The sequence below is a fragment of the Falsihalocynthiibacter sp. S25ZX9 genome (assembly GCF_041205405.1).
Classification (GTDB): domain Bacteria; phylum Pseudomonadota; class Alphaproteobacteria; order Rhodobacterales; family Rhodobacteraceae; genus Falsihalocynthiibacter; species Falsihalocynthiibacter arcticus.
In genome coordinates this window covers 254,512-269,635 of record NZ_JBGFCD010000002.1, presented here as the reverse complement: position 1 = coordinate 269,635, position 15,124 = coordinate 254,512, and the positions used below count along the sequence as shown (strand labels likewise).

Annotated in this window: 14 protein-coding genes; 13 read left to right on the top strand and 1 reads right to left on the bottom strand. The window is 54.4% G+C overall.

The window, feature by feature from the left end; genetic code table 11:
* Positions 1-2: 2 nt before the first annotated feature.
* The 13 genes from nuoG to AB9F29_RS03365 all read left to right on the top strand — a co-directional run bounded on the left by nuoG (position 3) and on the right by AB9F29_RS03365 (position 13,382).
* The gene (nuoG, locus tag AB9F29_RS03425; protein WP_369754589.1) at positions 3-2,021 is read left to right on the top strand and encodes an NADH-quinone oxidoreductase subunit NuoG; all 2,019 of its coding nucleotides are present in this window, start codon (positions 3-5) and stop codon (positions 2,019-2,021) included.
* Positions 2,021-2,434 (top strand): hypothetical protein, encoded by a 414-nt coding sequence (locus AB9F29_RS03420; RefSeq protein ID WP_335586303.1) that lies wholly within the window; start codon positions 2,021-2,023, stop codon positions 2,432-2,434. Before nuoG ends, AB9F29_RS03420 begins: the two co-directional genes overlap by 1 nt.
* Before the next feature lie 6 nt (positions 2,435-2,440).
* Positions 2,441-3,478, top strand: a complete 1,038-nt coding sequence (nuoH, locus tag AB9F29_RS03415) for an NADH-quinone oxidoreductase subunit NuoH (RefSeq protein ID WP_039000537.1) — start codon at positions 2,441-2,443, stop codon at positions 3,476-3,478.
* A 4-nt stretch (positions 3,479-3,482) separates the two neighbouring features.
* Entirely contained in the window at positions 3,483-3,974 is a 492-nt protein-coding gene (gene nuoI, locus AB9F29_RS03410; protein ID WP_039000536.1) for an NADH-quinone oxidoreductase subunit NuoI, read from the top strand.
* A 70-nt stretch (positions 3,975-4,044) separates the two neighbouring features.
* Complete coding sequence (locus AB9F29_RS03405; protein WP_039000535.1) at positions 4,045-4,662, top strand: NADH-quinone oxidoreductase subunit J; 618 nt, start codon at positions 4,045-4,047, stop codon at positions 4,660-4,662.
* Positions 4,659-4,751: an LPXTG cell wall anchor domain-containing protein gene (locus AB9F29_RS03400; protein WP_156477532.1), complete on the top strand. Its 93-nt coding sequence runs from the start codon at positions 4,659-4,661 to the stop codon at positions 4,749-4,751. Before AB9F29_RS03405 ends, AB9F29_RS03400 begins: the two co-directional genes overlap by 4 nt.
* A 3-nt stretch (positions 4,752-4,754) precedes the next feature.
* Positions 4,755-5,060 (top strand): NADH-quinone oxidoreductase subunit NuoK, encoded by a 306-nt coding sequence (gene nuoK / locus AB9F29_RS03395; RefSeq protein WP_039000533.1) that lies wholly within the window; start codon positions 4,755-4,757, stop codon positions 5,058-5,060.
* Positions 5,061-5,066: 6 nt separating this feature from the next.
* A complete protein-coding gene (gene nuoL / locus AB9F29_RS03390) occupies positions 5,067-7,166 on the top strand; it encodes an NADH-quinone oxidoreductase subunit L (RefSeq protein WP_369754588.1) in 2,100 nt (699 codons plus the stop codon).
* 2 nt (positions 7,167-7,168) lie between these two features.
* Positions 7,169-8,710: an NADH-quinone oxidoreductase subunit M gene (locus AB9F29_RS03385; protein WP_369754587.1), complete on the top strand. Its 1,542-nt coding sequence runs from the start codon at positions 7,169-7,171 to the stop codon at positions 8,708-8,710.
* 11 nt (positions 8,711-8,721) lie between these two features.
* Positions 8,722-10,161: an NADH-quinone oxidoreductase subunit NuoN gene (gene nuoN, locus AB9F29_RS03380; RefSeq protein ID WP_335586306.1), complete on the top strand. Its 1,440-nt coding sequence runs from the start codon at positions 8,722-8,724 to the stop codon at positions 10,159-10,161.
* A 10-nt stretch (positions 10,162-10,171) separates the two neighbouring features.
* Positions 10,172-10,921, top strand: coding sequence for a biotin--[acetyl-CoA-carboxylase] ligase (locus AB9F29_RS03375; protein ID WP_369754586.1), 750 nt, complete (start codon positions 10,172-10,174; stop codon positions 10,919-10,921).
* An 8-nt stretch (positions 10,922-10,929) separates the two neighbouring features.
* A complete protein-coding gene (locus AB9F29_RS03370; protein WP_039000527.1) occupies positions 10,930-11,709 on the top strand; it encodes a type III pantothenate kinase in 780 nt (259 codons plus the stop codon).
* Positions 11,706-13,382 carry a ribonuclease J gene (locus AB9F29_RS03365; protein WP_335586308.1) on the top strand — a complete coding sequence of 559 codons (1,677 nt, stop codon included), beginning with the start codon at positions 11,706-11,708 and terminating at the stop codon, positions 13,380-13,382. Before AB9F29_RS03370 ends, AB9F29_RS03365 begins: the two co-directional genes overlap by 4 nt.
* A gap of 97 nt (positions 13,383-13,479) precedes the next feature.
* Here the strand turns inward: AB9F29_RS03365 and AB9F29_RS03360 are convergent, their stop codons facing one another.
* The gene (locus tag AB9F29_RS03360) at positions 13,480-14,982 is read right to left on the bottom strand and encodes a DEAD/DEAH box helicase (RefSeq protein ID WP_369754585.1); all 1,503 of its coding nucleotides are present in this window, start codon (positions 14,980-14,982) and stop codon (positions 13,480-13,482) included.
* Positions 14,983-15,124 lie beyond the last annotated feature (142 nt).

The window sequence follows — 15,124 nt, the reverse complement described above, 5'->3', positions numbered from 1 at the left end:
GCATGACTGAATTACGCAAAATCATCATCGACGAAACAGAAGTTGAAGTCGATCCCGCGATGACGCTCATTCAGGCGTGTGAACAGGCCGGCGTGGAAATTCCGCGTTTTTGCTATCACGAGCGCCTGACGATTGCGGGCAACTGTCGCATGTGTCTGGTGGAAGTTGTGGGCGGTCCGCCCAAGCCAACGGCCTCTTGTGCGATGCAAGTTAAAGATTTGCGCCCCGGTCCAGAAGGCCAGCCGCCCGTTGTACGCACCAACTCGCCGATGGTCAAAAAGGCCCGCGAAGGCGTGATGGAATTCATGCTGATCAACCACCCGCTGGATTGCCCGATTTGCGACCAAGGCGGCGAGTGCGATTTGCAAGACCAAGCGATGGCCTATGGCATTTCGCAAAACCGCTATAACGAACCAAAACGCGCCTCGGATGACTTGGACTTGGGGCCGCTTGTGGCGACCACAATGACCCGTTGTATTTCCTGCACGCGCTGTGTGCGCTTCACATCCGAAGTCGCGGGTATCTCGCAGATGGGCCAAACGGGCCGTGGCGAAGATGCTGAAATCACAAGCTATTTGAACGAAACCCTCGACAGCAACCTACAAGGCAACATCATTGATTTGTGCCCTGTTGGCGCGCTGACCTCCAAGCCATACGCGTTTACGGCGCGGCCTTGGGAATTGACCAAAACCGAGACCATCGACGTGATGGACGCGCTTGGCAGCAACATCCGCGTGGACACAAAAGGCCGCGAAGTGATGCGCATTTTGCCACGCAACCATGATGGCGTAAATGAAGAGTGGATTTCCGACAAAACGCGTTTTGTGTGGGATGGCTTGCGTCGTCAACGTTTGGACACACCCTATATTCGTGAAAACGGCAAGCTGCGTAAAGCGAGTTGGGGTGAGGCCCTTGCGGCCGCCGCGGCGGGTCTTAAAGGCAAAAAAGTCGCCGGTATCGTTGGCGATCTTGCGCCTGTTGAGGCTGTTTATGCCCTCAAGGGGATTGTGGACGGCCTTGGTGGCAACGTGGAATGCCGTACCGACAACGCGAAATTGCCAGAGGGCAATCGCGCGGGTTATGTGGGAACGGCGACGATTGAGGACTTGGATACAGCCGAAGCGATCATGTTGATTGGCACCAATCCGCGTGTTGAATCGCCGGTTTTGAACGCACGTATTCGCAAGGCTTGGACCGCAGGGGCCAAAGTCGGCGTCATTGGCGAAGCGGTTGATCTGACGTATGAATATTTCCACCTCGGCACCAGCCGCGCGGATTTGGTCAAACTCAACGAAGGCGATCATTCTGACGCTTTGAGCCGCAAATCGATTGTGGTTATCGGCCAAGGCGCGTTGCAGGAAGCGGATGGCGAAGCGGTTCTTTCCCAAGCGATGAAATTTGCCGAAGCGACCGAAAGCAAGTTCATGGTACTTCACACCGCTGCCGCGCGTGTGGGTGCGATGGACGTGGGGGCTGTGACGGACGGCGGCCTGACGGCGGCGCTTGATGGGGCGGAAGCTGTTTATAATTTGGGCGCCGACGAAGTTGAAATCGCAAAAGGGGCCTTTGTTATCTACCAAGGTTCGCACGGCGATCGCGGCGCACACCGCGCCGATGTGATCCTGCCAAGTGCGGCCTATACGGAAGAAGGCGGCCTGTTTGTGAATACAGAAGGGCGTCCACAATTGGCCCATCGCGCCGGATTTGCACCGGGGGAAGCCAAAGAAAACTGGGCGATCTTGCGGGCTTTGTCGGCGGAATTGGGCGCAACATTGCCCTATGATAGCCTTGCTGCCCTGCGGACCGCTTTGATTGCGGACGTACCGCACCTTGGGAATATCGACGTGGTTGCGGAAAATGCGTGGAAACGCGTGCCGCTACGCAAACCTGCGAAGGCGGATCTGCGCAATGCGGTGAAGGATTTCTACCTGACCAATCCGATTGCCCGCGCCAGCCAGTTGATGGCCGAACTTTCGGCAAATGCAAAAGCTCGCAATGAAACTGCGGTGGCTGCGGAATAATGACGGGTTTCTTCACACATAAAACGGCCTTGACCCTCGCTCTTGCGGGCGGTGTTTTGGTGGGGTGTGAGGGAAATGACGTACCGCGTGCGGAATTGCCTTTCACGCCCACATATAATGGCATCGAAACCCGCCTTTTGGACGGGGATTTGGTGAGCTTTATTGTGGAAATGGAGGGCGCGCGCGACAACCAAGACGTTGCGGATTATGGAAAATGTGCTGCGGCGCAATATGCTGTGATCCGTGGATATGGTTTTGCGCGACATGTGCGCACAAACGTGAACGAAGAGGGTGGCATTTGGCGTGGGGATGCTGTTTACACCATCTCAAACGCGTTACCCGATGGTCTGATTACGATCGACGCAGAAGTCGTCGTTGCGGACTGCAAAGAAACTGGGATACCGACGGTGTGAGGATCTATGGCTGAATTTCTATCAACCCCTTGGGGGACTTTCCTCCTCATCATAGCACAATGCCTTGGCGTATTGGCTTTTGTGATGATTTCCTTGCTGTTTTTGGTCTATGGCGACCGGAAAATTTGGGCGGCGGTGCAGATGCGTCGCGGTCCCAATGTTGTGGGGGCATTTGGCCTTTTGCAATCGGTGGCCGATGCGTTGAAATACGTGGTCAAAGAGGTTGTTGTGCCTGCGGGTGCGGATAAAACGGTCTTCTTCCTCGCGCCCCTAACCAGCTTTGTTTTGGCGATGGTGGCTTGGGCGGTGATCCCGTTCAACGACGGTTGGGTGCTTTCCAATATCAACGTCGCGGTGTTGTTTGTGTTCGCGGTCTCCTCGCTTGAGGTTTACGGCGTGATCATGGGTGGCTGGGCGTCGAACTCCAAATACCCGTTCTTGGGCAGTTTGCGGTCTGCGGCCCAGATGATTTCCTATGAGGTCTCGCTTGGCCTGATCATCATGTCCATCATCATCTCGACCGGTAGCTTGAACTTTAGCGATATCGTGAATGCGCAATCTGGCGATCTTGGGTTGTTCAACTGGTATTGGTTGCCACACTTCCCGATGGTCTTCTTGTTCTTTATCAGCGCCTTGGCGGAAACCAACCGCCCACCGTTCGACCTTCCGGAAGCGGAATCCGAACTGGTTGCTGGCTATCAAGTGGAATATTCCGCGACACCGTTCCTTTTGTTTATGGCGGGTGAATACATCGCGATCTTCTTGATGTGCGCGCTGATTACCCTGTTGTTCTTTGGCGGCTGGTTGTCCCCGATCCCCGGCATCCCTGATGGCGTGCTTTGGATGGTTGGCAAAATGGCGTTCTTCTTCTTCCTCTTCGCGATGGTGAAGGCGATCACGCCACGGTACCGCTACGACCAATTGATGCGCATTGGCTGGAAAGTGTTCCTTCCTATGTCGCTCGCTTGGGTCGTAATAGTTGCCTTCTTGGCACAATTTGGAGCCTTTGGCGGCGCGTATGCCCGCTGGGCAGTAGGGGGCTAAGTCGATGGCTATGGATTATACCCGCGCGGTCAAATATTTCTTCTTGGCGGATTTTGCCAAAGGGATGGCCCTTGGCCTGAAATACTTTTTCGCGCCCAAAGCGACGTTGAACTACCCGCATGAGAAGGGCCCCTTGAGCCCGCGATTCCGTGGCGAACACGTTTTGCGCCGTTATCCCAATGGCGAAGAGCGCTGCATCGCGTGTAAATTATGCGAGGCGGTCTGTCCCGCGCAAGCGATCACTATCGACGCCGAACCACGCGAGGACGGCAGCCGCCGCACCACGCGCTATGACATCGATATGACCAAATGCATCTATTGCGGCTTCTGCCAAGAGGCGTGCCCCGTAGATGCGGTTGTTGAAGGGCCGAATTTCGAATTCTCGACCGAAACCCGCGAAGAGCTGTTTTACGACAAAGAAAAACTGCTCGCGAATGGGGACCGTTGGGAAGCTGAAATTGCTCGCAACCTCGAAATTGACGCGCCTTACCGCTAGGCCGTCCCACGACACCGCCCCTTGAGGGCACATCAAAGTCCCGAATGGGGACAGGAAGAAGGACAGTAAAATGGGCATTGTTGATTTCGCCTTTTATGTCTTTGCCATAACAACTGTTGCGGCGGGGCTGTTTGTGGTTGTGTCGCGCAACCCTGTGCACTCGGTGCTTTGGCTGATCCTTGCGTTCCTGTCGACGGCAGGGCTTTTTGTGATCCTCGGTGCGGAATTCGTGGCGATGCTTCTGGTGATCGTTTACGTTGGCGCGGTTGCTGTGCTGTTCCTCTTTGTGGTGATGATGCTTGATGTGGACTTTGCTGAGTTGCGGGGGGGGATGGCCAAGTTTGTGCCGTTTGCTTTGCTGATTGGCGTTGTTTTGTTGATGGAACTCGGGCTTGCGATTGGCGTTTGGAATGCAGCGGACACCGCTGAAGCCGCGCGCGCCGCCGTGACGCCCAACCCAAGCGACGTGCAAAATACGGCCGCTTTGGGGCAACTTATCTATGACGATTACATCTACCTGTTTCAGGCCTCGGGCCTGATTTTGCTGGTGGCGATGATTGGCGCGATTGTGCTGACGATGCGCCATCGTCCGGATGTGAAACGCCAAAACGTGTTGGAACAGATGCATCGTGATCCGGCGAAGGCAATGAAAGTTGTCGACGTGAAACCGGGGCAGGGTTTGCTGTGAATTTATGGCTGGTTATCGGTGTTGCGATGATTGCCTTTGGACTGGCGGTGCGTTGGTATCGCAAGAAGAACGAGAAAGACGAGGACTGAAATATGGTCGGACTTGAACATTATCTCGCGGTGGCGGCGGCGTTATTCGTCATCGGTATTTTCGGGCTTTTCCTGAATCGCAAGAACGTCATCGTCATTTTGATGTCGATTGAGCTTATGCTGCTTGCGGTCAACATCAACTTTGTCGCGTTCTCAAGCTATTTGGGCGATCTTGTCGGGCAGGTGTTTACCCTGTTTGTCCTGACGGTTGCCGCCGCAGAGGCCGCGATCGGCCTTGCGATCCTTGTTTGCTTCTTCCGCAACCGCGGCACGATCGCGGTCGAAGATGTCAACGTGATGAAGGGCTAGCGCATCATGGAAAAAATCATTCTTTTTGCACCGCTCGTCAGCGCGCTAATCGCGGGTTTTGGCTGGCGTTATATCGGCGAGAAGGGCGCGCAATATTTGACAACGGGTCTGTTGTTTCTTGCGGCCTTCCTCAGCTGGATCGTTTTTTTCACGTTTGACGGTGAAACGCGCTACATCCACATTCTCGACTGGGTTCAGTCTGGCAGCCTTGATGTGGCTTGGGCCATTCGTCTGGATCGCCTCACCGCGTTGATGTTGATCGTTGTGACAACGGTTTCGAGCGTCGTTCACCTTTATTCCATTGGCTATATGGACAATGATCCGGCGTGGAAAGTTGGCGAAAGCTACAAGCCACGGTTCTTTGCCTATTTGAGCTTCTTTACCTTCACCATGCTCATGTTGGTGACAGCCAACAACCTTCTCCAAATGTTCTTTGGTTGGGAAGGCGTTGGGGTTGCCTCCTATTTGCTTATTGGTTTCTACTACCGCAAGCCTTCGGCAAATGCGGCGGCGATGAAAGCCTTTATCGTCAACCGTGTTGGAGACTTTGGCTTCCTGCTCGGGATTTTCGGTTTATTCTATCTGACCGATAGTATCTCGTTTGACGAAATCTTCACCGCGGCGCCTAAGCTCGCTGAAACACAGCTTCATTTCCTTTGGACAGAATGGAACGCTGCTAACCTGTTGGCATTCCTCTTGTTCATTGGTGCGATGGGTAAATCGGCCCAGTTGTTCCTGCACACATGGCTTCCCGACGCGATGGAAGGTCCGACACCTGTTTCGGCGCTGATCCACGCGGCGACGATGGTTACCGCCGGTGTTTTCCTTGTGTGCCGCATGTCTCCGTTGATGGAATTTGCACCAGACGCCACCACATTCATCGTTATCATTGGGGCAACCACGGCGTTCTTTGCGGCGACGGTTGGTCTTGTGCAAAACGATATCAAACGCGTCATCGCTTATTCGACCTGTTCGCAGCTTGGCTATATGTTTGTGGCGGCGGGTGTTGGCGCTTACTCGGCGGCGATGTTCCACTTGTTCACACACGCGTTCTTTAAGGCGATGTTGTTCCTTGGCGCTGGCTCTGTGATCCACGCGATGCACCACGAACAAGACATGCGCAACTTTGGCGGTCTTCGTAAGAAGATCCCGATGACCTATTACGCGATGTTGATCGGCACTCTGGCCATTACCGGTGTCGGCGTTCCCCTTACTACTATCGGTTTCGCTGGGTTCCTGTCCAAGGATGCGATCATCGAAAGCGCATGGGGCGCGCAAAACGGCGTTGGCATGTATGCCTTCTGGATGCTGGTAATTGCGGCCTTTATGACAAGCTTCTACAGCTGGCGCTTGATGTTCATGACTTTCTTTGGCGAAGCACGCGGCGACAAGCACACGCATGAGCATGCCCATGAAAGCCCGATGGTAATGTTGATTCCACTCGGCGTTCTTGCGCTTGGGGCGGTGTTCTCGGGGATGATTTGGTTTGGTAGCTTCTTTGGCGATCACGATCAGGTCAATAAGTTCTGGGGTGTGCCAACGCATGAAGTTGTCGCAACTGAGGGCCACGCAGAAGAAGCGGATACACATGCAGAACCCGCAACCGAGGCTGCTCCTGAAGCTGAACACGTTGTTGCGGCAGGTTGGACCAAAGGGCAGGGCGCACTTTACGTTAGCCCCGACAATCATGTGGTGGACAACGCACACCACGCACCTAAATGGGTCAAAGTTTCGCCCTTCATCGCGATGATGCTCGGCCTTGGATTGGCGTATCTGTTCTACATCGTGAATCCGAAGCTTCCAGTAAGTTTGGCAAAAACAAACCAACCTATCTATCTGTTCTTGCTGAATAAATGGTACTTTGACGAAATCTACGACGTGCTCTTTGTGCGCAGCAGCAAAGCAATAGGCCGTTTCTTCTGGAAGGTGGGCGATATGAAAATTATCGACGGGGGTCTTAACGGACTCGCCATGGGGATCATCCCCTTCTTTACCCGCCTCGCAGGGCGCGCCCAGTCGGGTTACCTGTTCCACTACGCGCTGGCCATGGTGCTCGGTTTGGTGGTGTTAATCACTTGGATGACAATCAGCGGAGGGGCTGAATAATTATGGAAAACCTTCTTTCCATCGTCACTTTTGTTCCGCTTTTGGGCGCGCTCGTTTTGGCGCTGTTCCTTCGGGGTGACGACGCCTTTGCCCAACGCAATGCGAAATTGGTGGCGCTGGCCACAACCACTGCGACGTTCCTGTTGTCCCTCGGTGTCCTGACTGGATTTGATGCTTCAAACACAGGTTTCCAATTCGTTGAAGAAACTCAATGGATTATGGGCCTATCCTATAAAATGGGTGTAGATGGCATTTCGCTTCTCTTCGTGATGCTGACCACGTTCCTGATGCCTTTGGTGATCCTGTCCTGCTGGAGTGTAACCACTAAAGTTAAAGACTATATGATCGCTTTCTTGCTCCTTGAAACGCTGATGCTCGGTGTGTTCATGGCGCTTGACCTGATCCTGTTCTACGTCTTCTTTGAGGCGGGCCTTATCCCGATGTTCCTCATCGTGGGGATTTGGGGTGGCAAGGATCGCATTTATGCGGCGTTTAAATTCTTCCTCTATACGTTCTTTGGGTCTGTTCTCATGCTGGTCGCGATGATCGCCATGTATCTGGATGCGGGAACAACAGATATCGTGCAGCTTCTGACCCATGATTTCGCGTCCGAAACCATCCAAGTGCTTGGATTTAGTGTTGTCGGCGGGATGCAAACGCTTCTGTTCCTTGCTTTCTTTGCCAGTTTCGCGGTGAAAATGCCGATGTGGCCCGTCCACACTTGGCTACCTGACGCACACGTTCAAGCGCCGACTGCGGGTTCTGTTGTTCTGGCGGCGATCCTGCTGAAAATGGGCGGCTATGGCTTCCTGCGGTTTAGCCTTCCGATGTTCCCTGTTGGCGCCGAGCATATGACAAATTTTGTCTTTACGCTTTCCGCCATCGCGATTGTCTACACGAGCCTCGTGGCCCTCGTGCAAACCGACATGAAGAAGCTGATTGCTTATTCCTCGGTGGCGCACATGGGGTATGTGACGATGGGGATTTTCGCGGCCAATCAACAAGGTATCGACGGCGCGATCTTCCAAATGATCTCGCACGGCTTTATCTCAGGCGCGCTCTTCCTCTGTGTGGGCGTGATTTATGACCGCATGCACACACGCGACATCGCGGCCTATGGCGGCCTTGTAAACCGGATGCCTGCCTATGCGTTGATCTTCATGTTCTTCACGATGGCGAACGTTGGCCTTCCTGGGACATCCGGCTTTATCGGGGAATTCCTCGTGCTCGTGGGCGTGTTCCAAGTCAACACTTGGGCGGCTATGATTGCGGCTTCTGGCGTGATCTTCTCGGCGGCTTATGCCTTGTGGCTCTATCGTCGGGTCGTTATGGGCGATTTGCTCAAGGAGAGCCTCAAGTCGATCACAGACATGACGCGCCTTGAGAAATCGATCTTTGCCCCACTGGTTGCCATGACGATTTTGCTCGGGGTTTATCCAAACCTTGTTCTTGATCTCATTGGCCCCTCCGTTGAGGCGCTTGTCACCAATTACCACGCTGCTCTGCCTGCTTTGGCGGAAGCTGGCGCAGCAGTTACACACTAGAGGTGGGTCCGATGCTTTCTGCAGATATCTCCGTAGTTCTCCCAGAGATCGTCTTGGCCGTTTTTGCCATGGGGGCGCTGATGTTTGGCGTCTTCACCAAAAAAGACGAGGCTGGCCCCTCTATCCTTTGGGCGACGGCCATTGTTATGGTGGTTCTTGGCCTCTGGATTTTTTCAGCAGGCGAGGGGGCAAGCACGGCCTTCAACGAAGCCTTTATTGATGACGCATTCTCGCGCTATGCAAAGGTTGTGATCCTGTGGTCCGCCGCCGCCATCTTGGTGATGGGGCAGGGCTACATGACCAAAAACGACCTGCTGCGCTTTGAGTATCCAGTTTTGATTGCGCTTGCGACTGTGGGCATGATGATGATGGTGTCTGCGGGCGATCTGATGGCGCTTTACATCGGTCTCGAGCTACAATCGCTGTCGCTTTATGTGGTGGCTTCGCTGCGCCGTGACTCGGTTAAATCCACCGAAGCTGGCTTGAAGTATTTCGTGCTTGGCGCGCTCTCCTCGGGGTTGCTGCTGTATGGCTCGTCCCTCGTTTACGGCTTCTCAGGGACAACAGTTTTCTCCGATATTCTCGCGTCGGTTCAGGGCGAACACTTGCCGATTGGCATGCTTATTGGTCTCGTTTTTATCGTGTCTGGTTTGGCGTTCAAAGTTTCGGCAGTGCCGTTCCATATGTGGACCCCTGATGTTTATGAAGGTTCGCCCACTCCTGTTACCGCGTTTTTTGCCACGGCGCCGAAAGTGGCGGCAATGGGCCTGTTCGCCCGCGTGGTTTTTGATGCTTTTGGCAATACCATCGGCGATTGGAGCCAGATCATCGCGTTGATCTCGGTGCTTTCCATGTTCCTCGGCGCGATTGCCGCTATTGGTCAAACCAACATCAAACGTCTGATGGCCTATAGTTCCATCGCACATATGGGTTTTGCCCTTATGGGGTTGGCGGCGGGTACGGTTGAAGGTGTTCAGGCGATGCTCATTTATATGACCATCTATGTCACCATGAACGTCGGAACATTCGCGTTCATCCTGATGATGCAACGCGATGGCAAGCCTGTGACGGACATCAAAAGCCTGAACCGATATGCCACTCAAGAGCCACTGCGCGCCCTTGCACTTTTGGTCCTTATGTTCAGCCTCGCAGGCGTCCCTCCTATGGTTGGTTTCTTTGGTAAACTGGCGGTGCTCCAAGCGGCGGTGTCGTCGGGTATGGCGTGGCTTGCAATCGCGGGTGTGATCGCTTCGGTGATTGGCGCGTTCTATTACCTGCGCATCGTTTATTATATGTACTTTGGCGAAGAAGTAGATCCGCTTGATCGCGTATCTTCGCCCGTTCTCTGGGGATTGTTGATGGCATCGGCGGCGATTATGGTTGTCGGAATGGTCAACCTTTTTGGCATCGAACCCCTCGCAAATGCGGCTGCGGCGGCTCTTGTCAAGTAAGGCGCCTCCCATGTCGGCCTGGCCTGCGGGCTATGGCCGACACATCCTCGCAAGTGTGGACAGCACGCTCAACGAGGCGGCGCGGCTTGCGTCAAAACTCGCAGCCCCCACATGGATTCTCGCCCATGAACAAACCGGTGCGCGCGGCCGTCGGGGACGCGCGTGGTCTATGCCAAAAGGCAACTTCGCCGCCACCCTCACCATGCGCCCGAACGAGCCTCCGGCAATCGTGGCTTTACGCAGTTTTGTGGCGTCTCTCGCCCTTTTTGACGCCCTAGTTGATTGCACAGGTCGGGCCGAACCTTTTGCCCTCAAATGGCCGAATGACGTTTTGCTCAATGGGGGAAAGCTCGCGGGAATCCTCCTTGAAAGCTCAACCCAGCCCGATGGAACAACACCGCTTTCTATTGGCATCGGTGTCAACCTTGTGGCCGCTCCAAGCAAGGATGAAGTCGAGGAGGGGGCTCTCGCACCCGTCGATCTATTGAGTGAAACGGGCGCACGTGTGACGCCAGAAGAATTCCTTGAACTGCTCGCCGTGAGCTATGCCCGCTGGGAAAACAGTTTTACGACCTATGGTTTTGCCCCGACCCGCGAAGCATGGCTGGCGCGGGCCGCGCGTTTGGGCGAACCTATTCGCGCCCGCACCACAAACGACGAGCTTTTCGGCACATTTGAAACCATTGATGACGATGGTAAACTTATACTCCTGACCTCTTCAGGGCGGCACGCTATTCCTGCGGCTGATGTATTCTTTTAGGAGGCCCAATGCTTCTTGCGATTGATTGCGGCAATACAAACACGGTTTTTTCAATTTGGGACGGGGAGAAATTCCTCGCGACGTGGCGCTGTTCCACAGAACATCAACGCACGGCGGACCAATATTACGTGTGGCTTGCCACCCTCATGCAAATGCGCAAACTTGAGGTTGAGATCACCGATGTGATCATCAGCTCCACCGTGCCGCGCGTGGTTTTCAACCTGCGTGTGTTCACGGATCGTTATTTCAACACCCGTCCGATCGTGGTGGGTAAACCCGAGTGCCTCCTGCCGGTCGCCGTGCGGGTTGATGCGGGAACCGCCGTTGGACCAGATCGGCTTGTGAATACCGTTTCCGGCTTTGACCTTTATGGCGGCGACCTAATCATCGTGGACTTTGGCACCGCGACCACCTTTGATGTGGTTGACCAAGATGGCGCCTATATCGGCGGTGTTATTTCGCCAGGCGTAAACCTGAGCCTCGAGGCGCTTTCCCAAGCCGCCGCCGCCCTCCCTCACGTGGATGTGACCAAACCCGCCAAAGTTATTGGCACAAACACCGTTGCTTGCATGCAGTCGGGCATTTTTTGGGGTTACGTTGGATTGGTGAACGGGATATGCGAACAGATTAAAGCCGAGTTTGGCCGTGAGATGAAAGTTATCTCGACTGGCGGACTCGCCCCCTTATTTCAACAGGGCCACGCGCTCTTTGACCACTTCGAAGATGATCTCACCATGCATGGTTTGACTGTCATCCACAAATACAACAAGGATACCCAATCCAAATGAGCAGAGATCGTCTGATCTATCTCCCCCTTGGCGGCGCCGGTGAAATCGGTATGAACGCCTATGTATACGGTTACGGCCCCAAGGGTCGCGAACGTCTTATTCTCGTCGACCTCGGCGTGACTTTCCCCGATATGGACAGCACCCCCGGTGTTGACCTGATCATGCCCGACATCACGTGGCTTGAGAAAAACAAAGATCGCCTAGAGGCGGTTTTCATCACCCACGCCCACGAAGACCACATCGGCGGTATCGCCCATATGTGGCGCAAACTTGGTGCGCCGGTTGTTTATGCGCGGGTCTTTACGGCCCACCACGCACGCCGCAAAATGGAAGAGCAGGGTGCGGATCCGAGCGCCGTCAACACCGTTCCGGTCTATCCTGCCGTCACGGAAGCGGGGCCGTTTAAGGTGTCCTTCTTCCCTGTCGCGCACTCGATCCCCGAAAGTTCGGGCCTTGTGATCGACACACCTGCAGGTCGTATCGTGCACACGGGCGACTTCAAGCTCGACGAAACACCTGTTTTGGGCGAAGCTTTTGATCCCAAACTCTGGGCCGAGATCGCCAAACCTGGCGTCAAAGCTCTGGTCTGTGACTCAACGAATGTGTTTTCCGTCAAAGCAGGCCGTTCAGAGGCCACTGTTGGCCCAGAAATTGAGCGCCTCATCGGTGAATCCGCGGGTATGGTTGTTGCGACGACTTTCGCGAGCAACGTTGCGCGTTTGAAAACGCTTGCGCTCGCAGGGCAGCGGTCCGGACGTTCGGTTGTGTTGTTGGGGCGCGCCATGCGTCGCATGGTGCAGGCTGGTATGGAAACCGGTTTGCTCAAGGATTTCCCGACGGTTATTCCTGTTGAGGAAGCCCGCGAAATTCCCCGCAACAATCTGTTATTGTTGGCCACGGGATCACAGGGCGAACGCCGTGCCGCCGTCGCGCAACTCTCGCGCGGAAAGTACCTCGGGATGTCGATGAAAGAGGGCGACACGTTGTTGTTCTCGTCTAAAACCATTCCCGGAAATGAACGCGGTGTGATCTCGATCATGAATGCGTTCTCGGAAATGGGCGTTGATATTGTGGACGACGACGATGGCCTTTACCATGTGTCCGGCCACGCTAATCGGCCAGATATCGAACGCACACATGAGATTTTCAAGCCACAAATGTTGATTCCGATGCACGGTGAACATCGCCATTTGCGCCAACACGCAAAACTTGGTGAAGCGCGCGGCATTGCGAGCCTTGTTGCGGTGAACGGAATGATGGTCGATTTTGCTGGAAACCGTCCCTCCGTGGTCGAGTATATTGATACAGGCCGTACCTATCTCGATGGCTCCGTGAAAATCGGCGCAATGGACGGGGTTGTGCGGGAACGCATTCGCATGGCGCTGCATGGGCACGTGATGGTTAATGTTATTATCGACGAGGATGACACGCCGCTTGGCGAGCCATGGGTCGAGACGATGGGCCTCCCCCGCAACGGCACAAGCAATGCAGATTTGGTTGAAGTGCTTGAGGGTGATCTGACGCAGGTGATGATGCGTATGGACGACAAAACGCTTTTGGACGACGATAAAATCGAAGAGCAAATCCGTCGCGCGACACGTATAACCACACAGAATGAAGTTGGCAAAAAGGCAGAAGTGACTGTTGTTGTGAGCCGTTTGATGGGGGCTTAGCCCCCTCTCGACCAACTTAAGGGCTAAGAGATAAAAAAAGGGCGGTCCCATGGACCGCCCTTTTTTATTTGGTTTGATTTAAGTGTTTGACGTTCGCTTAACTCGTCCGGCGCTCTTCAAAGCTCATAGCAATGAATCCCGGTAGATGGTCGCCCATTCCGACAACACGGTTGTCGCGGCCGCGACCCTCACGTTGTTGGTGGTTGGCGGGCGCTTCTTTGGGCGCGCGTGGCTGTCTAGGTTTAGGCTCAGGCGTTGGTTGCTCTAAAGCGACGACGTTGTCGACAACAACGGGGGCTTCGGCCTCAACGGTTTGTGCAACCTCAGGGGCCGCTGCATCCGTTTTTGCACCACCGCGACGACGACGTGTCCGCTTTGGTTTCTCGGAAACCTCTGCTTCGGGTTTCGCCTCAACAGGGCTTTCAGCGACAGCCTCAACAGGTTTTGCCATAGCTAGGGGATTTTCCATAACGGGAACGTCCATCTTTACCAACCGCAGGATGTCTTCAAAATTGCGTTCATCCTGTGTGGAGCAAATGGTGATGGCTTTGCCGGAACGTCCTGCACGACCTGTGCGGCCGATCCGGTGCACATAGTCTTCGGCGTGGCTTGGAACGTCAAAGTTAAAGACGTGGCTCACGTTGGATATATCAAGTCCGCGTGCGGCAACATCTGACGCGCAGAGAAAACGAATTGCCCCTTCGCGGAAGCCAGAAAGCACCGCCATACGCTTGCTTTGTTCTAGATCGCCGTGAATAGGTTCCGCGTTATACCCGTGTTGTTTTAGGGATTTCGCGACAATATCCACGTCAACCTTGCGATTGCAGAACACGATGGCATTGGAACATGCATCGCCTTCTTGCTCGATCAAAGCCCGCAAAACATCACGTTTTTCTTTTGCGGCGCGGTCCTTGCGGCTTGGTTTGACCATCACAACGGATTGCTGAATCGTTTCGCTCGTTGTGGCCGCACGGGCCACTTCGACTTTAACGGGGTTGGACAAGAACGTATTGGTAATCCGTTCAATTTCAGGCGCCATCGTGGCCGAGAAAAACAGGGTTTGGCGGGTAAAGGGGGTAAGGCTAAAAATGCGTTCGATATCGGGGATGAACCCCATATCAAGCATCCGGTCAGCCTCGTCGACAACCATGATTTGCACGCCAGTGAGCAACAGTTTGCCACGCTCAAAATGGTCGAGCAGACGGCCAGGCGTCGCAATTAGAACGTCAACACCACGATCAATCAGTTGGTCTTGCTCCTTGAACGAGACCCCACCAATCAACAGAGCCTTGGTCAATTTTGTACCCTTGGCATAAACGTCAAAGTTTTCGGCAACTTGTGCGGCAAGTTCGCGGGTAGGGGCCAAAACAAGGCTGCGCGGCATCCGTGCACGGGCACGCCCTTTGGCGAGCATCGTAATCATCGGAAGGGTAAAGCTGGCGGTTTTACCAGTGCCCGTTTGGGCGATGCCCAAGACATCACGCCCTTCGAGTGCTGGAGGAATCGCACCTGCCTGAATCGGCGTTGGCGTGTCGTAACCCGCAGCTTCAATAGCTTTGAGAACTTTGGGATTGAGTTTTAGATCGCTAAATTTAGTCATTGATGTCCATCTATTACGGCATCGGGCCGCAAGGTTGAGGGACGCCTGCTACAACGCGTCCCAGCGTTCAAGAGCCGCAGAATGCGGACTGCACTTGCCAATAAACCAGATTGGCGCGCGGGTCAATGAAGGCGACGAATTT